This is a genomic window from Shimia sp. MIT1388 (genome assembly GCF_047124445.1).
In the GTDB taxonomy this organism is placed as follows: Bacteria; Pseudomonadota; Alphaproteobacteria; order Rhodobacterales; family Rhodobacteraceae; genus Shimia.
Map to the genome: position 1 here is coordinate 664,728 of NZ_CP138921.1, position 22,713 is coordinate 687,440.

Consider the following 22,713-nt stretch of genomic DNA (forward strand, 5'->3'; position numbering starts at 1 on the left):
CGTCCTGCAGCTTAGTGCAATCGCGATGGCTGCGCGCCGGGGTCAGGCGCGCAGGTCGGTGATTTCATGGCCAATGCGGGACATGTCAAACGGCGTGGTCTGATAAATCTCGGAAATCCAGTTGCCGTAGAGCAGATGCGCATGGCTGCGCCAGCGGTTCTGCGGCGGGTTGGACGGATCATCATCCGGGTAGTAGTTGGAGGGCACATTGATCGGCGTGCCTTCGGAAACGTCCCGATCGTACTCCTGTTTCAGCGTGTCACTGTCGTATTCGAAGTGATTGAAAATAAACAGGTCTCTGGTTTTGGGGGCCTCGATCAGGCACGGGCCAACGTCCTCAGAGTGCAGCAGCGTGCGCAGCTCTGGGCGGGCGTCCACCTCGTCCTGTCGGATTTCTGTCCAGCGGCTTACCGGGATCACGCAATCATCGGAGAAACCGCGCAAAAACGGCGAGGAATGGGCCAGGTTCTGGTGGCGGAAGCAACCAAAAGCCTTGTGGTCCAAGATGTGTTTTTGCACGCCGTGGAAGTAGTTGATCATCGCCATACCACCCCAGCAGACGCCAAAGGTGGAGTGCACATGGGTGCGCGTCCAGTCGAAAACCTCGCAGAGCTCATCCCAATAGGTGACCTCTTCAAACGGCAGATGCTCAATCGGCGCACCGGTGATGATGAGGCCGTCAAACTTTTCACCAGACGCCTTAACCTCCTGGAATGGCCGGTAGAATTCCGCCATATGCTCCGCTGCCGTGTTGCGGGTTTTGTGCTCGGACATTCGAATGAGCGACAATTCCAGCTGCAACGGGGTGGCACCGATCAGACGGGCAAACTGGTTTTCCGTCTGAATTTTCTTCGGCATCAGGTTAAGAAGTCCGATACGCATCGGACGGATATCTTGACGGGAGGCCTGATCCTCGGCCATGACCATAACGCCTTCGTGCTTGAGCACGTCAAAGGCGGGAAGGTCGGCGGGGATCTTGATGGGCATGTCAGTCTCTTTGTCTGTCAGTGGGGTAAATAGGCGTGAGGGCCATAGTTAGGCGGGGATCGCGGGATGCTCAAGGGCTGTGGCGATCACGTCGACGAAATCAGCCGCCGTGGCAACCTGTGAGACCGCCTCGGCGGTCACTGTGACGCCCCAGCGGGACATCGCTTCATAGCGGGGCTGGCGGTGGGCAAGCGCGCGGGCATAGGTCCAGCGCACAAAGGCATCCGGGTCCACGGCACTCTCGTCCTGTCCTGCCTCAGCCAAATAGGCGTGCCAGCATTCCAGAAGGAATTCCGGCTGATAATACATAGGCTTAGGCGCCTTATCAAAACGGCGCACCAGTTCCTCGGTGTGGGCGTCCGAGCCCTTGATCCAGACCATGAGCGTGTTTTGCGACAGGGACGTCAGGATCGGATCTTTGGGATCGTCTGCGTCGACAACCTCGCAAATCGAGCCGCCGGTGTCGCAGACAAAGTGGTCATAGCCATAGAGATCATGGGCGCGGGAGATAAAGGGTTCCGTGTCCATCAAAGCATTCATTTCGGCGGTCCGGTGCTGACGTTGGCGCAGCATGTATTCTGCGAACGGCAGGCCGCCTTTGTCGGGGTTGCCGGGCTTGCCGAGGTAGGTGGAGAGGGGGGCGAGGTTGTTGAAGGTGATGTTGGAACCGATGTAGATGCTGTCGGTCATCAACAGTTCGCGCAAGAACGGGACCTTCATCGCCTCGCGTTTGGCGTTATCAGTGATGTGCTCGCCCATGTAGCGGGTGCCGATGCGGTAGTCGATGGAGTAGTGGAACCAATCGCCATTGTCTCGTAAAGTGTTGGAAATGTGGGTTTTCCCCAGTCCAGACATGCCAAAGAGCAGCACTTTTTTCTGCTCTGCGTCGCGCCAGTCTTGCGCCGATTTGTAGATCATGGCTGAGGCCCTTTTGCCGGTGTTGCCAGTTTGGTAGCGGGCCGCAGCAGGAGGGTCAAATGCTATTGGGAACGGGCGTGTTAACCTGCAAAATTCGTGTCGGTAATACGTCGGTATCACGACTGTTTTCCAACGGTGCAAAAATTGACGTGCACGTCATGGTAAATAGAGCGGGCGGTGCAACAGCAACACCCGCCTGAGCAGCCCTAACCCTTGCAGCCGGCGTCCGAAAGCTTGATGCCGGCAAAGCCGTGGCCGTCGAGCCAGCCTTTTTCATCCCAATCGCGGATGATGTCGCGGGTCTGATCGGGAGTGAAGCCATGTTTGGGCAGCATCTCTCCGGCTTCCACTGCTGTCATCTGACAGCCGTTGTCGCGGATCAGCTTGAGGAGTTTGTCGGAGGGTGCATTGGCGGCAAGCGCAGGCAGAGCGGTCAGGGACAGGGTGGCAGTGGTCAAAACACGCGCGAGAAAAGGCATCCAGGGCATCCTCAATAGGTTGAACAATTGAGGCAGAGTTTCAGTGCGAATTGACCGTTTGGTCAAGCGCGGCTTAGGGGGAGAAAAATGCCGCGCGCGTCATATCTGAGGCTGATGTGGTTAGGGGCTTTGCCCCTCAGGGAAGTCTGGCTTCCCTTCATCCCAGGATATTTGGGGTTAGAAGAAGCAGGGAGGCTTGGGGGCGGGGACGCAAAAAGGCGCGGTCCAGAGAGCCGCGCCTTTTGTGTCGTCTTAATGCAGGCCGTTCTGGTTAGACCAGGCGGCTGTTTTCCTTGGCGGCACGGACAAAGTCGCGGAACAGCGGATGGGGGTCAAACGGCTTGGACTTGAGTTCCGGGTGGAACTGCACGCCGATGAACCATGGGTGGTCTTCCCATTCAACGATCTCTGGCAGGCGGCCGTCCGGGCTCATGCCGGAGAAGCGCAGGCCGCAGGCTTCGAGTTGCTCGCGGTACTTGATGTCGACCTCATAGCGGTGACGGTGGCGTTCCTCGATAGACGCAGAGCCATAAACCTCGGCCACTTTGGAGCCTTCGGTCAACGCGGCATCATATGCGCCCAGACGCATGGTGCCCCCCTTGGCGTCGGTGGCCTTTCGGGTGACCTTGGCGTTGCCCTGCACCCATTCTTTGAGGTGGTAGACCACAGGTTCAAAGCGGGTTTTGCCAGCTTCGTGGTCAAATTCTTCGGAACCCGCGTCGGCGATGCCAGCTTTGTTGCGCGCCGCTTCGATGACGGCCATTTGCATGCCAAGGCAGATGCCGAGGTAGGGCACTTTGTGTTCGCGGGCAAACTGCGCCGCTTTGATCTTGCCTTCGGTGCCGCGCTCGCCAAAGCCGCCGGGCACCAGAATGGCGTCGTAACCTTCCAGATGCGGGGCGGCGTCGCCTTTGTCAAAGACCTCAGCGTCGACCCAGCTGACATTGACTTTTACCCGGTTGGCCATACCGCCGTGGGTCAGCGCCTCTTTGATGGATTTATACGCGTCTTCCAGTTGGGTGTATTTGCCCACAATGGCGACGTTGATCTTGCCGTCGGTGTTGTGGATGCGGTCGTTCACATCTTCCCAGACAGTTAGGTCAGGACGTGGGGCCGGCGCGATGCCAAAGGCGTCCAACACAGCCTGGTCAAGACCTTCGCGGTGATAAGCCAGCGGGGCCTCGTAGATCGATTTCAGATCGTAGGCGGCCACCACGTGCTCTTTGCGCACGTTACAGAACAGGGCGATCTTCTGGCGCTCTTTTTCCGGGATGGGCTGCTCGGAGCGGCAGACCAGAACGTCGGGCGCAATACCAATCGATTGCAGCTCTTTCACGGAGTGCTGGGTCGGCTTGGTCTTAAGCTCACCGGAGGCGGCCAGATAAGGCAGCAGCGTCAGGTGCATGAAGATACACTCGCCACGCGGTTTGTCGTGGCTGAACTGACGGATGGCTTCAAAGAACGGCAGGCCTTCGATGTCGCCGACGGTGCCGCCGATTTCACAGAGCATGAAGTCGACCTCATCGTCGCCCACATGCAGGAAGTCTTTGATCTCGTTGGTGACGTGGGGGACCACCTGAATGGTTTTGCCGAGGTAGTCTCCGCGGCGTTCTTTTTCCAGCACGTTGGAATAGACGCGGCCGGAGGAGACGGAATCGGTCATCCGCGCAGGCACGCCGGTGAAGCGTTCGTAGTGGCCGAGGTCGAGGTCGGTTTCCGCGCCATCATCGGTGACAAACACTTCGCCATGTTCAAACGGCGACATGGTGCCGGGATCCACGTTCAGGTAAGGATCCAGTTTGCGCAGACGCACGGTGTAGCCCCGTGCTTGCAGCAGCGCCCCCAACGCCGCAGACGCCAGACCTTTGCCCAGCGAAGAAACAACCCCACCCGTAATGAAAATGTAGCGCGCCATGTGCGTGGCATCCCCCGTGATTGTCGACCCTCAGGTCGGACGATTGTCGATGTAGCAGCGCCCAAGTCAGTGCAGATTCGCCTGCAAAATTGACCCAGCATCACGGGACTTAAGTCATATAGGATTCGCAGCAAAAAGGCAACCGGACCGCAAGATGCTGTTGCGGTTGGCTGATAGGCCTCAAGCTGTGGTGGATGCCCGATGGGGCAAAAAATCAGGCGGCTCCGAGGAACCGCCAGACCTTGTTCAGAGTGCGCGACGTTTAGTCGGCGCGTGGCACCAATGGCGCGTTGTCGCCCTCAGAAGGCGGCAGCAGCGAGTCGCCTGCGCCTGGCAGGGTTGGTGCGGTTTCTTCCGCGGCGGGCGCGGAGGTGCCCAGACGGTCAAACACCGAGCTGGAAGAAGAGTTGTTGGCTGCGATCACGGTCAGGGCGATCGAGGTACAGATGAACGCGCCAGCGAGGATCCAGGTCACGCGGGTCAGCGCGGTGGCTGCTGCGCGGCCGGATACGGCACCGCCGCCGCCGCCCATGCCAAGGCCGCCGCCTTCGGAACGTTGCATCAAAACGACGCCAATCAGCGCCAGAGCCAGAAGAAGGTGAATGATGAGGACAACGTTTTCCATTGGGACCTGTAAAAGCGAGCGTTCGGAGTTCTAGCGGCGTATGTAGGCAAGTTTGCCGCGAGGGGCAAGGTGGATTTGCGGGAGTTTGTCCGCAAGTGGGTTCTGGCCGTGCCGGAAGGGGAGAGAAGGGCAGATGGGGGAGGGCGGAAGATATGAAATGCCCGACGGCATCCAACAGACACCGCCGGGCAGGGATGTACAACGGGTAGGTGCTAAAAAGGCTTTGGCTAAATGCCACCACTCACGGGGCGGTTTGACTTTTTTCACGGCAAACGAGTCGAGGCATGTGCAAGATGGCACATGAGGCCGGAAAAGCACGCTTCATTTGTTAAGTTGTTTTTCGGTGTCGTGTGTTTTTCTGCGGTGGTGTTAATACCGCCGCCCTCCAAGGGGCGGGTTTTCCAATCAGCAAGAGACGGTTTGCGTCATGGACATCGATCATACCCTGATTTCCGAGATCTATCGGTCGGCTTCGCTGGAGCCGGCTTTTGTGCCGGCGCTGGCGCGGTTTGCCAGCCGGTATGAGGCGGCCGGCTCGTCACTCCTGATCAATGATGTGGTCGAGCCGGTTGTGTCTCGGATCCATTTCAGCCCGCTCGACATCGCTGAAAAGGTTGCGGAATTTATGCGGCTGTTTGGACAGGATGAGCAAAAAGTTGTGCGCAAGGTGGGCGCGATGAACGAACGCTTTCTGTTTATGTCGGAGGCGGACGCCCTGGAGCTAGGCGATGACATCAGCGCGGGAACAGCCTGGTCACGCGAGCACATGGGGTTGGACAAACGCTATGCGGCGCGGCTGTCGGTAACGCCGCTGTGGTTTGATTCCATCACGTTGAATTATGCGGTGAACCACCCGGGGATCAGTGCCTGGGCCAAAAAGGACGCGCCGGTGTATATGCAGCATTTTGCGGCTGCTTTGGACATGATGCGGCCGTTTCGACTGTTGCAGGCGCGGTTCAAGGCGGTGAGCGCGGCGCTGGACCGGATGACTTTAGGGGTTGCGGTGGTGGCCCGCGACGGCACCGTGGTGCACCATAATCGGCGGTTTGGCGATCTGGTGGATCAGCGGGACGGAGTTGCGCTGGATGCGTCGCGGCAGTTGCGGTTTTTTGGCGCCGCAAGACAGCAGGGCAGCCGGTTGATGACGCAGCTGCAGTCCTTTGCTGGCGGGGACAGGCGTGGCGCGGATCGGGCGCATTTTGTTTTTGAACGACCCAGTGGACGGATGGCTTATGTGGCGTCGCTGTGCCCGTTGGCGGAATTGATGGATGATGATCCCGCAACGGCGGAGATGGCGGTTCTGGTGATCAAGGATGTGAGTCTAGGGGACCCTATCGAGGTTGACGGGCTGGCGTCGATATTTGCGCTGACGGAGGCGGAGGCCGAGGTGAGCCGGTTGTTGGTCAATGGCGCGTCGGTGAAGGACATTGCTGCGCAACGTGACGTGAGTGTGGGCAGCACGCGAAATCAGATTTCTTCGGTGCTGGAGAAGACAGCCTCCAAGTCACAAACCCATTTGATCCGGACGGCCATGAAAGTTGACCTTCCGGTAGAGCCGGTGCCTGAGGTGCCGGACGAGGACTCCTAGAACTGCGCGCTCTCTGGACAGAAGTGGGTGCCGGTGGCAGGGTGCGGCCATGCCTCATGATCATGACCACCCGCATTCACACCTGCCATCGGACCCCGCGCTTCGGGTCAAGGCATTGGAAACTCTATTGACCGACAAAGGCTTGGTTGATCCAGCCGCCTTGGACGCCATCATCGATCTCTACCAAAACAAAATTGGCCCGCAGAATGGCGCGCAAGTGGTGGCGAAGATGTGGTGCGATCCGGACTTTCACCGTCAGATGATCGAAGACCCGATGCCCACGCTTCAGGAGATGGGGCTCTATGGGCGGCAGGGGGAGCACATGGTGTTTGTCGAGAACACCGACGCGGTCCACAACATGGTCGTCTGCACACTGTGCAGTTGTTACCCGTGGCCTTTGCTGGGCATTCCGCCGGGCTGGTACAAATCGGACGCCTATCGGGCGCGGGCGGTGCGTGAGCCGCGCGCCGTGTTGGCGGAGTTTGGTGTGAGTTTGCCGGCGCGCAAAAAAGTGCGGGTCTGGGACAGCACGGCGGAAGTGCGCTATCTGGTGGTGCCTCAGCGGCCTGCGGGGACAGAGGGCATGTCCGAGGAAGACTTGGCGGCACTGGTCACACGTGACAGCATGATTGGCACCGCCTTAGCACAGGAGCCGGGCGCATGAGCCGTATTCACGACATGGGCGGACGTCTGGGCACCGGGGCTGTGGACCCGCGGGATGGCTATGACTTTGGCGAGGCCAAGGACTGGCACAAGCGTGCCTTGGCGCTGAATGTGGCCTGCGGCTTTCTGGGACAGTGGAATATCGATGCCTCGCGCCATGCGCGCGAGCTGCTGGACCCGCAGGATTACACGGCATTCAGCTACTACGAAAAATGGATGGGCGGCCTCGCGGATCTGATGGTGGATCGCGGTGTTGTGACAGTGGAGGAATTGGCCAGCGGGCAGGCGGCGGGGGTATCACCGGTCTCCGAGCGGGCGGCCAAACCCGAAACAGTTGAGGCGGTGCTGATGAATGGGAGTCCCTATACGCGGGAGGCAGCGGCGCCGGTGTTTGAGGTGGGGGCAAAGGTGACGACCCGTCGCCCCGCGCGCAATGTGGCGGTGCCGGGCGGACATACGCGGTTGCCAGCTTATGCGGCGGGCGCTGTTGGCGAGGTTGTATTGCAGCATGGTGCGCATGTGTTTCCCGACAGCAATGCGCATTTTCAGGGGGAGGCTGCCGAGCGGCTTTATGCGGTGCGCTTTACGGCGCAGGAATTGTGGGGCGCAGAGGCGGACCCGCGGGACGAGGTCGTGCTGGACCTGTGGGAGAGCTATCTGGAGCCGGTGGCGTGATCTGGTGCGGAGACAAGCCGGAACCGGCGTTTTCGGAGCCGTGGCACGCGCAGGTCTTTGCGATCACGGTGGCGCTCAACGAAGCGGGCCATTTTGAATGGTCGGCTTGGGCGGAGCGCTTTGGCGCAACCTTGAAAGCCCACGGGCTGGCTAAGGAATTGGATGGCGGCGAAGATTATTTCAACGCGTGGTTGGAGACGCTGGAAGGGTTTCTGGCGGAGACCGGCATGGCCGAGACGGGCACGCTTCAGCAGTTAAAAACGGCGTGGACAGAGGCTTATCTCTCCACGCCGCATGGTCAGCCAGTTAATTTGGTAGGCGCCAGTTAATTTGGTAGGCTAGGTTTAGCGCGAGGCGCCAAAAGAGCCGACATGGGTGCCGTCGGAGCCGTATAGGGCAAAGGTTGCGCCGATTTCATCCGCGTTTGGGCCATAGAAGCTGCCCGTTGCGGTGCCCACATTGGACGACGACGTCAGGTAGCCTTGGAAATCGGAACCGTCAACAATTCCAAAGCCTGAGAAATTCAGGGACTCGTTGTGGCGGCTGCCTTTGACGCCGAACAAATCTGTCGTGATTGTATCTGAACTATTGATTGACATTGTAACGAAGTCGGTGGTGGAGACATTTACGTCGAACTCTGTTGCGTAAAGTGATCCGTCGTTGAGGTCCGCGACGCCGACACCCTTGCCGCGGTACGTGGCTGAACCGCTGCTTGGCATCTCGGCCCGATTGGTCGTAGCGCCAAAGGTTCCGGCACCAATAGAACCCGAGGTGTTGCTGTCTGCATCAATCCACGCGCCATAGCTCAGGTGGTCCAGTCCGGCGGAATCGGGATTTGAGAAATAGGCGAGAGAGCGGTCGGATAGGCTGGTCAGTACCGCGAGGTGTTCCGAGACTTCGACGGTTCCGTCATTGCGTGTGTCAATATTGAAGCTGGAGTTGCCAGCCTTAACCTGTGTTGCGACCTGTTCACCGTTCTCGAAGGTGGCTGTCAGCGTGCTGTCCTTGGCTTCGCTTGGTGAGCCAGCGTCAATGTCACCGGTGGAATCGTCTCGAGTAAATGAAGCCGTATGCGCGGTGCCTTGTAGCACAATATCACCATTTTCAGGCCGGTCTGCCATGCTGGTAAAGGGGACAGCTGACGTCGACCCACCGCCGCAAGCGGCCAATGTCGACAGAAGAAGCGCTGCTGTGGCAAGTTTTTTTGGCTGAGAAAGCATAGTGATTCCGAAGGTTAGTAAAAATTCGGATCACCCTTAACGTGTGTCCTTGCCAAGTGCACGAATGGTTTAATCTTTGGTTAACCAGCAGGGGGCTGTGGGGGGGGGCGTAGGGTTAGCTCGATTGTCCACCGGATCGGAGTACAACGCGTGCACCGGTGTCTGGGTGGTTAAAGGGGGCAGGCCGCCGATCGGATCAGCGTGAGGCGCCAAAGGCCCCGATGTGGGTTGTGTCGCCCGCTTCCAGCATGAAGGTGCCGCCAAATTCTTCGGCACCGGAGCCAAAGAACTGTCCGTCAGCGGTGCCGGCCAGGTCGGCAGAGGTGATATCGGCCGTGACCCGGGAGCCGGAAATCGTGCCCGTGCCGGAGAAATTCAGGTCGTCCACGTAAACCGATTCATCATTGTGGGTCTGGTTGGCGATTAAGGTGTTTGAGCTCTCAATTCGGACGGTTCTGAAGTCGGATGTGGACATGGTGATGTCGAAATCGGTGACGTTGATTCCGCCAAGTTCTTGATCGTAGTAACCAAAGCCTTTGCCGCGGTAGGTCGCTTCGCCACTGACGGGCATGGCAGCCTCCGGGGTGTTCGCGCCGTAAGCCCCCACGCCGACCGTTGCACCTGTGTCGGTCCCGTCGGCCATCCATCTGCCGTAGCTCATGTGGTCCATACCAAGCGCGCTTGGGCGCACAAACCGCGCGGCGGCTTCATTGGGACCGCCCCACATAATCTGGCCCCAATAGGAGTCCTCCGTGGAAAACTCGTCACCTTGCCGCGTGTCGATGGCAAACCCTCGATCCCCCGCCGCCAGATGCGTGGCGACTGGCTGGCCGTTTTCGTAGGTGATCACCATCGTGCCGTCGATGGCAGCGCTGCCTGGACCCATGTACTCGTCATATTCGCTGATTGAGCCGTTATAGAGCCCCTGGGCCGGCTCCCGGCGGATACGTGCAATGCGCGCTTGGCCCTGTAGCGCGACCGCGCCGTCTTCGGGCAGCTCGGTGCGGCTGGTAAAGGCGTCGGCTTCGGGCAGGACGATGGATGTTGGGGGCGGGGGCGCGCTGCTGCAGGCAGACAAAACGATCAGGACAAGCGGGGCAATGGGCGCGCGCAGGAAAGGTGAGGGCATACAGGAACCAATAATCAAAAGAATATCAGCACAACCTTAGTGCGTCCTTTGGATAAGTAAATTGCTTTGTAGGTTAAGCGGTGTGGCGCCGGGAAGGTGGTCTACGCCTCGACGTCGTCCACATCCACCTGGCCGGTCAACATGCGGCGCACGATGGACCAGCCAAGGCCGATGCCCAAAACAATGGAGAGTGCCAGAATGGCGAGCCAGATGTTTACGGCGCCATTGTCGAGGCTTAGCATGTTGTAATCGTGTAAAACCCAGGCGACGGCTGCGAGCACGGCGAGGACCACGGTCATGCCGAAGGCGCCAATGGAACGCAGGGTGGCGCGCAGGTAGATGACGTAGCCGATCAACAGCAGCAGGCCCAGAAGTACCGTCAGGGGCAGTTCTTCGACGTAGTTGGCGCGGGCCCAGACGACATAGTTATAGTCGGTTGGGTTGTAGGTTGCTGCCAAAAGCAGAAAGGCGATCAGCCAACGTAACAAGAGCCCCATCTCTGTCCCCTCAGATGTCTTGCCTGTCTTTTTCGGCAATCCTCGCGCAAAAAGGCGGGTTCTGTCCAGCCTGCGACAGCTTTTGTGGTTTCCCAAGCCAAACAACATGGCTACAAGGGCGCGGGTTTGAACTCTCTGCAAAGGACCGGATATGGCCAATGTTGTTGTTGTAGGCGCTCAGTGGGGCGACGAAGGGAAAGGCAAGATCGTTGACTGGCTCAGCGAACGTGCCGATGTCATCGCGCGTTTCCAAGGTGGGCATAACGCTGGCCATACGCTGGTGATCGACAGCAAGGTATACAAGCTGCACGCGCTGCCGTCCGGCGTTGTGCGCGGTGGCAAACTGTCCGTGATCGGCAATGGCGTTGTGCTGGACCCGTGGCACCTGGTGAAAGAGATTGCGACCGTGCGCGAGCAGGGCGTGGATATTTCGCCTGAGACGCTGATGATTGCGGAAAACACGCCGCTGATCATGCCATTCCACGGCGAGCTGGACCGCGCGCGTGAGGAAGCCGCCTCAAAAGGCACCAAGATTGGCACCACCGGTCGTGGCATTGGTCCGGCTTATGAAGACAAAGTGGGCCGCCGGGCGATCCGTGTGGCTGACCTGGCGGATGAGGCGACTCTGGAAGCGCGCGTGGACCGTGCGTTGCAGCACCACGATCCGCTGCGCAAAGGTCTGGGCGTCGAGCCGATTGATCGCGATGCGTTGATTGTGCAGCTCAAAGAGATTGCCAAAGAGATTCTGCCCTATGCGGCGCCGGTTTGGAAAGTGCTGAACGAGAAGCGCAAAGCCGGTAAGCGGATCCTGTTTGAAGGCGCGCAGGGCGCGTTGTTGGACATCGATTTTGGCACCTATCCGTTTGTGACGTCGTCGAACGTGATTGCCGGTCAGGCAGCAACGGGTGTGGGTATTGGTCCGGGCTCCATCGATTATGTGCTGGGCATTGTGAAAGCCTACACCACGCGTGTGGGCGAAGGCCCGTTCCCAACCGAGTTGCTGGATGCGGATGGCAACCCGGATGCGGATGGCGAGCGTCTTGGAACCCGTGGCCATGAGTTTGGCACCACCACCGGCCGTCAGCGTCGTTGTGGCTGGTTTGATGCCGCTCTGGTGCGCCAGACCTGCGCGACCTCCGGCATCAAAGGCATCTGCCTGACCAAGCTGGACGTGCTGGACGGTTTTGAGAAGCTGAAGATTTGCGTGGGCTATGAGCTGGACGGCGAAACGTTGGATTACCTGCCAACGGCAGCAGATCAGCAGGCGCGGTGTAAGCCGATCTATGAAGAGATTGATGGCTGGTCCGAGACCACCGAAGGTGCACGCAGCTGGAACGATCTGCCAGCCAATGCGGTGAAATACGTGAAACGCGTGGAAGAGCTGATCGAGTGCCCTGTGGCGCTGTTGTCGACCAGCCCGGAGCGCGAAGATACCATTCTGGTCACCGATCCATTTGCCGATTGATCGCGTAAGCCTCTGAAAGGAGACTGACATGGCATTGAGTTACAAAGGCCGTCGCCGCGTGGCGCTTCTGGTGCTGGTGGTGGGCCTGCCGATCTACATTCTGGTGGCCTCTGTGCTGGCAACCACCATTGCACCGGACTCGGTGTTGGTGACGTTGTTGCTGTATGTCGGTTTGGGGATTGTGTGGATCTTGCCGTTTAAGTCGGTGTTCAAAGGCATCGGGCAAGAAGACCCGAATGCCACTCCACGACGGTTCGACGACGATCCCTAAAGCGGATTTGCAGAAAGATAGCAGGCGGCGGCACTTTGGTGTCGCCGTTTTGCGTTTTTGAGGGTGTGCGGATGTGGAGACTTGCGGCGTCGCGTCGCGCGCGGGAGAGTTGGGCATGGCTGAGTTGATCCCACGTGCGTCTTATTCTTATCGGGATGATCCCGCTGTGCCACCGTTTGAGGACAGCGGACCGGTGGCGGTGATGGACGGCGATTGTGCTCTGTGCAGTTTTGGGGCGCGGACGATTGCGCGGTTTGATCGGGATGAGGTGTTTCGGATCTGTCCGGGTCAGACCGAATTGGGCACGGCTTTGTTGGCACATTACGGGCTAAAGCCTGATGATCCGGAAAGCTGGTTGTTGATTGTCGACGGGCAGGCCTATGGCTCGCTTGAGGCGATTATCCGTGTTGGACAAGCGGTTGGCGGTGTTGGGCATGGGCTGCAGGTGTTGCGGATTTTGCCGCGCGGGGTGCAGGATTGGATCTACCGCCGGATTGCGCGCAATCGGTATGCGATGTTTGGCAAAGGGGATATGTGCGCCTTGCCGGATGAACGGTTGCGCAAACGGTTGCTGCAAAAATGAAAAGCCCGATCGGATGATCGGGCTTTTGCTTTGCAATTTTTGGTGCTTTTAACCGGCTTTGCTGTCCACCGGCTTGAAGTTGATCGAGGCGTTGGCGGTGAACCGGCCACCGGCCACTTTGTCGATCTTCTTGTCGCGCAGCAGCTGACCAAAGGCGCGCAGGCCTTCTTCGCGGGTGAACTGTGGAATGTTCACTTCGCGTGACATGCGCATCAGCATCGGGCGCGAGAAACGCTCCAGACCTTCAACAAAGGTCAGATACGCCGCAGCGGCTTCGGTGCTTTCCGGCAGCTGGGTTGCGCCCATGCTGGCGGCGTAGTCAGCAAACCCGCTCAACGTTGTGCCTTTGGCGCTGACCGGGGCAGCGGACTTCGCAACTTCGTCGCGGTCCAGTTGGTCAGAAGACACCCGGCGCGGACGAACAGGGACGCGGCGGGGGGCTTTTTGCGCGGTTTCAGGCGCAGGCTGAGCGGGTTGTTCGGGTTTGGCTTCGGCAGTGGCGTCTACACGCTGGGCCGCAACCAGTTTCAGGGGCGCAGGGGCCGCTTTGGTCGATTTGGCCTCAGTGGATTTGCCACCAGGCACGGAGCGCACCACGGAGGCAAGATCTCCACGATACGCGACCGTATCGTCTTTCTTCTTGGCGTCGGTGCCGGCGCGTTTTTCGGCGCGGGTGGCAGCGACAGCGGCGCGCAGATGCGCGATGGCGCTGCGGCGGCCTTTGCCCTGTGGCTCTTCCATTTCGCTGTTGGCCTTGGCCATCAGGCGCGACAGATCCGGCTCTGGCGCAGGCTGGCGGGCCTCGGCAGGCTTGGGTGCTTCTGGCTCCGCAGGCGTGTCGAGCACAACCGGCGCTTCGGCCTGGGGGGCTGGGGCGTCTGCTTTTGGCGCGGCCTCGGCCACATCAGATTGCTTCAGCTCCGCTTCCACCTGGGCCAGTTCGGCCAGCAGGTCAGCTTCGTCTTCCGGCGTCAGGCTGGTAGGCTTGGGGGCCTCGGGAGCAGGGGTTGCTTCGGCGGCGTCTTCGTTTTCTGGGTCTGCTTCCAGACGGCCAGAGGCCACGGCGTCCTCAAAATCCGCCTTTTTCATACGCACCACACGGGCGCGCAGCGGACGGACTTTTGGCTTCACCACTTCCGGCGCAGGCTCGGCGGCCACCTCTTCGATTTCTTCCGCCTTGGCTTCGACCACTTCGGCGTCTTCCACCGCGGCAGGGGCCTCAACGATCTCTTCCACCAGCTCTGCAGCGGCTTCGATCTCGGCGTCGTCTTCCAGGTTCACCGGGGTGAGGTCCATTGGCGCGAGGTCTTCGTCAAAGATGTTGGCTTCTTCGGTGGCGGCGACGGTGGTCAGCTCTGGCTGATCGTCTTCGGCGTCCACCGCTTCGGCTTCTGGCTCGGCTTCAACGCGGGCCACCACGGCGCGGATGCGCTCCAGCTTGGCGGCGATGGAGTTTTCTTCATACTCCGGTGCGTCGTCGGCGTCTTCCCAGTCGGCGGCTTCGGAGATATCCTCGGCAACCTCTTCCACCACATCTTCGGCAAACGGGTCAGCGCTGTCCTCAACCGGTGCGTCGAGCACCAGCAGGTCGGCGTTGTCATTCTCATCGTCGGTTTGCAGCTGATCGTCAGACAGGGCGTCGACAGCGGACACCGCGGCAGAGATGCCGGCCAGATCCACTTCAGGCGCGTCTTCCGCAACCTCTTCTGCGGCCTCAACAGGTGCTTCTTCAGCCACAACCTCTTCGGCCACGGCGTCTTCCGTAACTTCTTCCGCTGCTTCGGCAATAGGTGCCGCTTCGGGCTCAGGCAGGCTGTCTTCGGCAATGGCGGCCATCACGCTGTCGGCGATGGAGTCCTCTTCGGAGGCAGCTTCTTCAGCGGCGTCAACTTCGGCGGTTTCAGCAACCGGTTCGTCTGCGGCTTCTTCAGCTTCGGCAACCTCAACTGGTTCTGCTTCGACCTCGACGGAAGCGTCTTCCGTTGGAGCCTCTTCAACCACAACCTCTTCGGCGGCGACTTCTACAGTTTCCGCGACAACAGGAGCCTCTTCGATCACGTCTTCCGCAACCGGGGCTTCCTCGGCAGTTTCAACCACGTCCGCAACAGCAGCTTCAACCGGGGTGTCTTCCACAACCGGCGCGGCAGCCTCTTCCGCAGCCTCTTCGACCACAGGGGCCGCAACAGGTGCGGCTGGCGCTGGAGCCGGTTGCGGCGCGGGCTCAGCCACGGCTTCGGGCTGCGCCGTTGGGGCGGCTTCAGCCACGGGCTGTGGTTCTGCGTCGGGTGTCGGCTCACCGGCGCTCAAAACAATGGCGCCATGATCCAACCGCGCACTGACGCGGCGGGCGATTTCTTTTTCTGCGATGCGGGCAAGCATCTCGGCATCTGGGGTCGGGGGCTCGGCACCGAAATACCGGTCGTCCGCGGCCAGATCCCTGAAATACTCAGCGATTGCCTTCATTGTATCAAACGACTCCTCAAACCCTTCTAGGGTGCAGGAGAATGTCCCGTAAGACACCGTGAGCACTTTGTTATTGGTAACCATCTTCTGCGGGTCCTTTGCACTACTCGCCGATCAAACTACCACCAAAGGAAAGTCGAAACGTGACCGATTCTGTGGAAGACAGCGTATCATTTCTGGGCCAAATTGTGGCGAAACGCTTTTGAGAGGGGCGGAGCGGGGTGAAATGACGGCTATTGTTCACAGTTTGGAACCAATCACGCTGGTTGGTGCGGGATCGTTGAGCGATTCCGATATAGAGGACTCATTGGCTTTGGCCCCGACATTGGTGGCGGCGGATGGCGGCGCGGCGCATTGTCTGGCGGCGGAGCACATGCCGGAGGCGGTGATCGGGGACATGGACAGTCTCGATATGGTGCAGGCAGCGGGCATTCCCTGGGAGCGGCTGCATGAAATCACCGAGCAGGACAGCACCGATTTTGACAAAGCGCTGCGACACATAGAATCGCCGCTGGTGGTCGCAGTGGGCTTCACCGGCGCGCGGATGGATCACGAACTGGCCGCGTATAATGTGCTGATGCGGCGGGCGGACCGGCGTTGTGTGCTGGTGGGTGAAACAGATGTGCTCTGCGTTGCGCCGCCGAAGCTGACGCTGGACGTGCCGGTGGGGACACGGGTCTCGCTGTTCCCGATGCGGGCCGTGACGGGGCGCTCTGAGGGGTTGAAGTGGCCGATTGACGACATTGCATTTGCGCCAGATGGCCTGATTGGCACGTCCAATGCCGCTACCGGTCCTGTCACCTTGGAGATGGATGGCCCGGGGATGTTGCTGATCCTGCCCAAAGCGTTTTTGCCGCTGTTGGTTAAGACGCTGCTTGCGACGCCCGCTGGATGGCCCGCTCCCTGAACACCACATAAAGACCGGCGGCCATGGTGATGCAGATGCCAAGTGTGGCCAGTGCGTTTGGAAAATCTCCAAAAACAACCAAGCCAACTGCGACGGTGATTGGGATCTCAATATATGTCAGGGGGGCAAGCGTGGCCGACGGCGCAAAGCGCAAGGACCATGTCATAAGAAGGTGCGCTAGGGTGCCAAGAACGCCCGCACCTATCACAAGCAGCAAAGTCTGGCCTGTTGGCACCATGAATCTGAACTCGTGCCATCCAAAGTAGGCTCCGGCGACCATTGCTGGCACCATTAGGACAACGGCCATCCAACCGCTGACCATTTGAATGGCAATGGGATCAGCTTCTTGTGCAATGGTGCGCCCCAGCAAGACAAAAAAGGCAAAGGCCCAGGCGGTGGCAACTGGCCAAAGCACAGCGAGGCCCGCCGTTGCGAAATTCGGCTGAATGACCAAGAGCGTGCCGACAAATCCTACAGTACAGGCGGCCAGGCGGTGCTTGCCGACTTGTTCGTTCAGAAACACTTTGCCTAACAGCAACTGGATGAACGGCACGACAAAGGCAATGGCGACTGCATCTGCCAAAGGCAGGTAGCGAAAGGCCATAAAGATCGTGCTTAACCCGGCGATGTGGCACAGGGTTCGCAGAAAAATCAGACCGTATTGGCGGCGGGTCAGAGCAGGCAGACCCGTTGTGAACAGGACAACGCCGGACAGGAACACAGCCTGAAGGCCAAACCGATAAAATGTGAACGTGGCGACCGTCAAGATCGGGCCCAGCAGTTTAACGATGGCGTCTCCAAATGGCGCGAGCACACTAAAGCCAAGCATCAAAGCGATGCCGAGCATGGGGCGGTCCTGAGAGGCTGAATGTTCGTTCATCCGGGCACGCTATGAGGGCGCGTTAACCAAGGCAACAGAAAGATTGTGCCGACACAATGTGTTTGGATTTCAGAATTCAGTGATGCCTGCCTGCACGGGGCGCTCCAGCGACGTTGAGAGCGCGACGTAGGTTTTGGTGCTGACCACTTCGGGCATGTCGTAGATGCGTTTGAGCAGGTCTTCCATGGCTTTGGAGTCCTGCATCCGCACCTTGAGCAACATGCAGGTGTCCCCGGTCACGGAATGGATTTCCTCCACTTCGGGTAAGTCTCCAAGGCCGAGGATGGCATCGGTTTTGCCCCAGCCGGATGTGTTCACATGCAAAAAGGCCAGGAACGGCTTGCCGGTCATCTCCGGATTGAGTAGCGCGGCCACGCCAGAAATACGGCCCGTCGCTTTGTAGCGTTTGACCCGTTCATGCACGGCGGGCGGGGATAGACCGACCTTTTCGCCTAAGGTGGCATAGCTTTGTTCGGCGTCTGCGCTCAGAAGCCCTAATAGCTTTCGGTCAATGGCGTCCAAACCCTGTTTGTCTTTGATGGACATTTGAACCTCATTCGGAATTTTCTGCGATTTGCATTATGGTGTACACAGTTTGTGTTGGATTGACTATCCAGTCTCCAAAATATGGAGTGTGTGATGAAGCCAGTTTGGGTGTTGATGTGTGCCATTGCGGTGGTGGGGTCCAATTCGTTGGTGTTGAGCCCGATCGCGGCGGATGTGGCGCTGGATTTTGCGGGCACAAGCGCGCCTGATGTGATGCTGGCTTCTGCGATTTATGGAGGCAGCACGGCGGTGAGCGCGTTGTTCCTGGCACCGCGGGCGGATCAGATCGGCTTAAAGCGCGCCTTGGTTCTGGCGCTTGTGATCCTGGTTGCGGCTTTGCTGGCCAGCGCCCTGGCACCAACCCTGGGGGTGCTCAAATTGGCGCAAGGTCTGGCGGGTGTTGGTGCGGGTCTGGCTTTGCCTGCCACCTACGGCTTGGCGGCTGATGTGTCTCCCAAGGGGCAGGAAAGCGCAACTTTGGGCAAAGTGCTGACTGGCTGGACCTTGAGCCTTGTGGCTGGGGTGTCTTTTGCGGCGGTGCTGGCGGATGTGGTGCATTGGCGGGCGGTGTTTGGCCTGATGACCGCGCTGAGCGCGGGGCTGATTGTGTTGATCTGGACCATGCGGGTGCCATCCCGTCCAGCAGCGCAGGCTGTGTCGCCGTTCAAGGCGTTTCGCGTGCGGGGATTGTTGCCGATCCTGGGGGCGGTCGTGGCGTTTATGAGTGCGTTTTATGGGCTTTACGCCTTCCTCGGGACACATCTGACCACGGTTTTGGGGTTCTCTACCGGCATGGCCGGGCTTGGCGCGCTGACCTATGGCGTGGGCTTTGGCGTGGTAGCGCCGTTGGACCGGCTGATAGACCGCTTTGGCGCCACCCGGGCGGCGCCGGTGGTCTTTGGCGCCTTGTTGATAGTCTATCTGTTGATGGCGGGTTTGGCGGGGCAGGGGCTGGCGATTTTTGCCGTGTGCCTGCTGTGGGGCGCGGTGAACCATCTGGGGCTCAATATCCTTGTAGGGCAGTTGAGCGCCCTGTCGCCAAGCCAGCGTGGGGCGATTTTGGGGCTCTATAGCGCGACCACCTATGTGGCGATGTTTGTAGGCACCGCCGCCTTCCGGCTGGTGTTTGAGGCGCAGGGTTTTGCGATGACGGCGTTGCTGTCGGCGGTCTGTGTTGCGCCTGCGTTGGTCGGTGCAATTTGGGCGCTGCGGCGGGCAGGGCGCGTAGCCGTCCCGGCGGCGGAGTAAAAAAAGGGCCAGCACAAGGCTGGCCCGACAGGGAGTGAACGCGGGCGATGGATCGACGCCCGCGATCGGGGAAAATCTTAGCGGTTCATACGGTTCTCAATCAGATCGTCCACAACGCCGGGATCCGCCAATGTGGAGGTATCCCCGAGGCTGCCGTAGTCGTTCTCGGCGATCTTGCGCAGGATGCGGCGCATGATTTTGCCGGAGCGGGTTTTTGGCAGGCCGGGCGCCCATTGGATCAGATCCGGGCTGGCAATCGGGCCGATTTCCGTCCGCACCCAGGTGCGCAGTTCCTTGCGCAGCTCCTCGGAAGGCTCCTGATCATTCATCAAAGTCACATAGCAGTAGATGCCCTGGCCTTTGATGTCATGCGGGTAGCCGACCACGGCGGCCTCAGCGACGGCGGCGTGCGCCACCAGTGCGCTTTCCACTTCGGCGGTGCCCATGCGGTGACCGGAGACGTTGATCACATCGTCCACACGACCGGTGATCCAGTAGTCGCCATCCGCATCGCGGCGGCAGCCGTCACCGGCAAAGTAGTAGTTTTTATAGTCGCTGAAGTAGGTCTTCTCAAAGCGCTCATGGTCGCCCCAGACGGTGCGCATCTGGCTGGGCCAGCTTTCCTTGATTGCCAGAACCCCTTCGACATCATTGCCGGAGATTTCCTCACCGGACTGCGGATCCAGCACCACCGGATGCACGCCAAAGAAGGGCTTCATCGCCGCGCCCGGCTTGGTCGCATGGGCGCCCGGCAGTGGGGTCATCATGTGGCCGCCGGTCTCGGTCTGCCACCAGGTGTCCACGATCGGGCAGCGGCCGCCGCCCACCACGTCGTTGTACCAGGTCCAGGCTTCCGGGTTGATCGGCTCGCCCACGGTGCCAAGGATGCGCAGGCTGCTGAGGTCACATTTCTCAACATATTCATTGCCTTGGCCCATCAGCGCGCGCAGCGCGGTGGGCGCGGTGTAGAACTGGTTCACCCGGTGCTTTTCACAGACCTGCCAGAAGCGGCTGGCATCCGGATAGGTCGGCACACCCTCAAACATCAGCGTCGTGGCGCCGTTGGCGAGCGGGCCATAGACGATGTAGCTGTGGCCGGTGACCCAGCCCACATCGGCGGTGCACCAGAAGATGTCGCCGTCTTTGTAATCAAAGGTGTATTCATGCGTCATCGACGCATAAACCAGATAGCCGCCGGTGGAATGCACCACGCCTTTGGGCTGCCCGGTGGAGCCGGAGGTGTACAAGATGAACAGCGGATCTTCGGCGTTCATTTCCGCCGGTTTGCAGTAGTCGCCCACCTCCATAACCATCTCGTTGTAGTCATAGTCACGGCCATCAATCCAAGTGGTCTGGTCGCCGGTGCGCTTCACCACCAGGCATTTGACGGTGTCTTTGGTGTGCAGCAGCGCGGCGTCGGTGTTGGACTTGAGTGCCGTCTTGCGGCCACCACGTGGCGCGCTGTCAGCCGTGATCACAACTTTGGCGTCACAGCCGTTGATGCGCGCTGCGAGGGCATCCGGAGAGAAGCCTGCGAAGACGATCGAATGGATCGCGCCGATGCGGGCGCAGGCCAGCATGGCGTAAGCCGCTTCCGGGATCATCGGCAGGTAGATCACCACGCGGTCGCCTTTGCGCACACCCAGCTGCTCCAGCACGTTGGCCATGCGGCAGACACGACGGTGCAGATCGGCATAGGTGATCGACTGGGCGGGCTCGTTGGGATCATCCGGTTCAAAGATGATCGCGGCCTGATTGCCACGGGTCTCCAGATGGCGGTCGATACAGTTGGCGGCCACGTTGAGCGTGCCGTCTTCAAACCATTTGATGTCCACATTGCCCGGCGCAAAAGAGGTGTTCTTCACCTTGGTGTAAGGCTTGATCCAGTCCACACGCTGGCCATGCTCCCGCCAAAACCCCTCAGGATCAGACACAGAGGCCGCGTACATTTCTTGATACTTATCCGCGGTGATGATGGCGTTTTCTGCCAGTTCTTTGGACGGGGGGAATGTGGTGTCAGACATATTGGACCTCGAATGGTATTTCTTTGGGGGCGAGGTTAGGGGGCTGCGCCGCGACGTCAACTCGACTTTTGGCGCAACCCCAAATTGTCGGCGTCAGATCGCCAGATATTCGGCGCGCAGCTCTTCGTTTTCGAGAACTTCGTTGGCAGAGCCGTCAAAGACCACCGAACCGGTGTCCAGGATCACGGCGCGATCTGCCAGTTCCAGCGCGCGCACGGCGTTCTGTTCCACGATCACGGTGGTGATGCCTTGCTCTTTGATGATGCGCAGCGTCTTTTCGATCTCGTCCACGATCACTGGTGCGAGGCCTTCATACGGCTCGTCCAGCAGCAGCACTTTGATGTCGCGGCTGAGGGCGCGGGCGATGGCGAGCATTTGCTGTTCCCCACCGGAAAGCGTGACGCCTTCTTGTTTGCGGCGTTCCCCAAGGCGCGGGAAGAGTTCGTAGAGGCGTTCAATTGACCAGCCGATGGGCGGGGCGATCTGGGCCAGTTGGATGTTCTCTTCCACGGTCAGGCCAGGAATGATCGAGCGATCTTCCGGCACCAGACCGATGCCCGCCTGCGCGGCCTCATAGCTTTTCATCAGGTGCAGCGGCTTGTGGTCGAGCCAGATTTCGCCATGGGTCACCTGGGGGTCGTCCATACGGGCGATGGAGCGCAGGGTGGAGGTTTTGCCCGCCCCGTTGCGGCCCAAGAGCGCAAGGATTTCGCCTTCGTGCACGTTGAAGCTGATGTTTTGAACGATGTAGCTCTCGCCGTAGTAGCTCTCCATGTTCCACACGGAGAGATAGGCGGGGGCGGTTTCAGCCAGATTGTGGCCTTTGGAAAAGTCGGGTTTGACGTTCATGTGTCCTGTCCCCCTTATGCGGTTTCGCCGAGGTACGCTTCGCGCACTTTCGGGTGACCTTTGATGTTTTCAGGATCGTCTTCGACCAGCGGTGTGCCCTGGGCCAGCACGGTGATGCGCTGTGCCAGAGAGAAAACCACGTGCATGTCGTGCTCGATGATGGCGATGGTGATGTCGCGCTCATCTGAGATCTGCTTGAGAAGATCGATGGTGTTGTTGGTGTCGGCCCGCGCCATACCGGCAGTGGGTTCATCCAGCAGCAGAAGGCGGGGCTCCTGCGCCAGACACATGCCGATTTCCAGACGACGTTTGTCACCGCGGGACATGGAAGCCGCGTGCATGTGATGCTTGTCGGCCATGTTCATGTCTACGAGCATCGACTCGGCTTTTTCCACGATGTCCTTTTCACGCATCATGTCTTCGATGGCGCGCATCCGGAAGGCTCCGTCCCGCTTGGCAAAGCAGGGGATCATCATGTTTTCCAACACGGTCAGGTCCCCAAAGATTTCTGGGGTCTGGAACACGCGGGAAATGCCCATCTGGTTGATCTCGTGGGGGGTGCGGCCCAGCACCGACTGGCCGTCAAACATGACAGAGCCGGTGTCCGGGATGAGCTTGCCCACGAGGCAGTTCAGTAGGGTGGATTTCCCGGCCCCGTTGGGGCCGATGATTGCGTGTACGGTGTTTTCCTTGACGGAGAGGTTCACGTCACCGAGGGCCTGAAGACCGCCGAACCGCTTGCCTACGTCTTTGACTTCGAGAATTCCCATATCTCTTGTCT

23 protein-coding genes are annotated in these 22,713 nt (G+C 59.6%); 9 read left to right on the top strand and 14 right to left on the bottom strand.

Features of this window, described 5'->3' with window-relative positions; genetic code table 11:
* Window positions 1-42: 42 nt before the first annotated feature.
* The 5 genes from metA to secG form a co-directional block, all read right to left on the bottom strand.
* Window positions 43-987, bottom strand: a complete 945-nt coding sequence (gene metA / locus SIB92_RS03255) for a homoserine O-acetyltransferase MetA (RefSeq protein WP_294113296.1) — start codon at window positions 985-987, stop codon at window positions 43-45.
* A gap of 48 nt (window positions 988-1,035) precedes the next feature.
* Window positions 1,036-1,905, bottom strand: coding sequence for an ATPase (locus tag SIB92_RS03260; protein WP_412554467.1), 870 nt, complete (start codon window positions 1,903-1,905; stop codon window positions 1,036-1,038).
* Window positions 1,906-2,111: 206 nt separating this feature from the next.
* The gene (locus SIB92_RS03265; protein ID WP_299424785.1) at window positions 2,112-2,384 is read right to left on the bottom strand and encodes a hypothetical protein; all 273 of its coding nucleotides are present in this window, start codon (window positions 2,382-2,384) and stop codon (window positions 2,112-2,114) included.
* Between the two features lie 271 nt (window positions 2,385-2,655).
* Window positions 2,656-4,299 (bottom strand): CTP synthase, encoded by a 1,644-nt coding sequence (locus tag SIB92_RS03270; RefSeq protein WP_412554468.1) that lies wholly within the window; start codon window positions 4,297-4,299, stop codon window positions 2,656-2,658.
* A gap of 262 nt (window positions 4,300-4,561) precedes the next feature.
* The gene (gene secG, locus SIB92_RS03275; protein ID WP_294113287.1) at window positions 4,562-4,924 is read right to left on the bottom strand and encodes a preprotein translocase subunit SecG; all 363 of its coding nucleotides are present in this window, start codon (window positions 4,922-4,924) and stop codon (window positions 4,562-4,564) included.
* A 427-nt stretch (window positions 4,925-5,351) separates the two neighbouring features.
* On the opposite strand from secG, the gene SIB92_RS03280 reads away from it, so the two are divergent.
* From SIB92_RS03280 to SIB92_RS03295, 4 genes are read left to right on the top strand one after another with little or no spacing between them, the layout of a single operon-like run.
* Window positions 5,352-6,512 (top strand): helix-turn-helix transcriptional regulator, encoded by a 1,161-nt coding sequence (locus SIB92_RS03280; protein WP_412554469.1) that lies wholly within the window; start codon window positions 5,352-5,354, stop codon window positions 6,510-6,512.
* Window positions 6,513-6,561: 49 nt separating this feature from the next.
* Window positions 6,562-7,176 carry a nitrile hydratase subunit alpha gene (gene nthA, locus SIB92_RS03285; protein WP_412554470.1) on the top strand — a complete coding sequence of 205 codons (615 nt, stop codon included), beginning with the start codon at window positions 6,562-6,564 and terminating at the stop codon, window positions 7,174-7,176.
* The gene (nthB, locus tag SIB92_RS03290) at window positions 7,173-7,850 is read left to right on the top strand and encodes a nitrile hydratase subunit beta (protein ID WP_412554471.1); all 678 of its coding nucleotides are present in this window, start codon (window positions 7,173-7,175) and stop codon (window positions 7,848-7,850) included. Before nthA ends, nthB begins: the two co-directional genes overlap by 4 nt.
* Entirely contained in the window at window positions 7,847-8,179 is a 333-nt protein-coding gene (locus SIB92_RS03295; RefSeq protein WP_412554472.1) for a nitrile hydratase accessory protein, read from the top strand. Before nthB ends, SIB92_RS03295 begins: the two co-directional genes overlap by 4 nt.
* Window positions 8,180-8,194: 15 nt before the next feature.
* On the opposite strand, the gene SIB92_RS03300 is transcribed toward SIB92_RS03295, so the two are convergent.
* From SIB92_RS03300 to SIB92_RS03310, 3 genes are all read right to left on the bottom strand, one after another.
* Entirely contained in the window at window positions 8,195-9,070 is an 876-nt protein-coding gene (locus SIB92_RS03300; protein WP_412554473.1) for a transferrin-binding protein-like solute binding protein, read from the bottom strand.
* Between the two features lie 196 nt (window positions 9,071-9,266).
* Window positions 9,267-10,199, bottom strand: a complete 933-nt coding sequence (locus SIB92_RS03305; protein WP_412554474.1) for a transferrin-binding protein-like solute binding protein — start codon at window positions 10,197-10,199, stop codon at window positions 9,267-9,269.
* Window positions 10,200-10,300: 101 nt separating this feature from the next.
* Complete coding sequence (locus SIB92_RS03310) at window positions 10,301-10,696, bottom strand: DUF6524 family protein (protein ID WP_412554475.1); 396 nt, start codon at window positions 10,694-10,696, stop codon at window positions 10,301-10,303.
* Between the two features lie 151 nt (window positions 10,697-10,847).
* Here SIB92_RS03310 and SIB92_RS03315 point away from each other — a divergent pair, with 151 nt between their 5' ends.
* The 3 genes from SIB92_RS03315 (at window position 10,848) to SIB92_RS03325 (ending at window position 13,015) form a co-directional block, all read left to right on the top strand.
* The gene (locus SIB92_RS03315; protein WP_412554476.1) at window positions 10,848-12,161 is read left to right on the top strand and encodes an adenylosuccinate synthase; all 1,314 of its coding nucleotides are present in this window, start codon (window positions 10,848-10,850) and stop codon (window positions 12,159-12,161) included.
* Between the two features lie 28 nt (window positions 12,162-12,189).
* Window positions 12,190-12,432, top strand: a complete 243-nt coding sequence (locus SIB92_RS03320) for a DUF2842 domain-containing protein (RefSeq protein WP_412554477.1) — start codon at window positions 12,190-12,192, stop codon at window positions 12,430-12,432.
* A 115-nt stretch (window positions 12,433-12,547) separates the two neighbouring features.
* Window positions 12,548-13,015, top strand: a complete 468-nt coding sequence (locus SIB92_RS03325; RefSeq protein ID WP_412554478.1) for a thiol-disulfide oxidoreductase DCC family protein — start codon at window positions 12,548-12,550, stop codon at window positions 13,013-13,015.
* Between the two features lie 48 nt (window positions 13,016-13,063).
* Here SIB92_RS03325 and SIB92_RS03330 read toward each other — a convergent pair whose 3' ends face one another.
* Entirely contained in the window at window positions 13,064-15,478 is a 2,415-nt protein-coding gene (locus SIB92_RS03330; protein WP_412554479.1) for a hypothetical protein, read from the bottom strand.
* A gap of 226 nt (window positions 15,479-15,704) precedes the next feature.
* On the opposite strand from SIB92_RS03330, the gene SIB92_RS03335 reads away from it, so the two are divergent.
* Window positions 15,705-16,385, top strand: coding sequence for a thiamine diphosphokinase (locus SIB92_RS03335; RefSeq protein ID WP_412554480.1), 681 nt, complete (start codon window positions 15,705-15,707; stop codon window positions 16,383-16,385).
* Here SIB92_RS03335 and SIB92_RS03340 read toward each other — a convergent pair.
* Both SIB92_RS03340 and SIB92_RS03345 read right to left on the bottom strand, forming a co-directional pair.
* A complete protein-coding gene (locus tag SIB92_RS03340) occupies window positions 16,342-17,265 on the bottom strand; it encodes a DMT family transporter (RefSeq protein ID WP_412554481.1) in 924 nt (307 codons plus the stop codon). The two genes, SIB92_RS03335 and SIB92_RS03340, sit on opposite strands and share 44 nt — an antisense overlap.
* Window positions 17,266-17,334: 69 nt before the next feature.
* The gene (locus SIB92_RS03345; protein WP_412554482.1) at window positions 17,335-17,811 is read right to left on the bottom strand and encodes an Lrp/AsnC family transcriptional regulator; all 477 of its coding nucleotides are present in this window, start codon (window positions 17,809-17,811) and stop codon (window positions 17,335-17,337) included.
* Between the two features lie 93 nt (window positions 17,812-17,904).
* Here SIB92_RS03345 and SIB92_RS03350 point away from each other — a divergent pair, with 93 nt between their 5' ends.
* Window positions 17,905-19,059 (top strand): MFS transporter, encoded by a 1,155-nt coding sequence (locus SIB92_RS03350; protein ID WP_412554483.1) that lies wholly within the window; start codon window positions 17,905-17,907, stop codon window positions 19,057-19,059.
* A gap of 77 nt (window positions 19,060-19,136) precedes the next feature.
* On the opposite strand, the gene acs is transcribed toward SIB92_RS03350, so the two are convergent.
* The 3 genes from acs to SIB92_RS03365 all read right to left on the bottom strand — a co-directional run bounded on the left by acs (window position 19,137) and on the right by SIB92_RS03365 (window position 22,702).
* Window positions 19,137-21,083 (bottom strand): acetate--CoA ligase, encoded by a 1,947-nt coding sequence (gene acs / locus SIB92_RS03355; protein ID WP_412554485.1) that lies wholly within the window; start codon window positions 21,081-21,083, stop codon window positions 19,137-19,139.
* 93 nt (window positions 21,084-21,176) lie between these two features.
* Entirely contained in the window at window positions 21,177-21,932 is a 756-nt protein-coding gene (locus tag SIB92_RS03360; RefSeq protein WP_294119602.1) for an ABC transporter ATP-binding protein, read from the bottom strand.
* 14 nt (window positions 21,933-21,946) lie between these two features.
* Complete coding sequence (locus tag SIB92_RS03365) at window positions 21,947-22,702, bottom strand: ABC transporter ATP-binding protein (protein WP_294119601.1); 756 nt, start codon at window positions 22,700-22,702, stop codon at window positions 21,947-21,949.
* Window positions 22,703-22,713 lie beyond the last annotated feature (11 nt).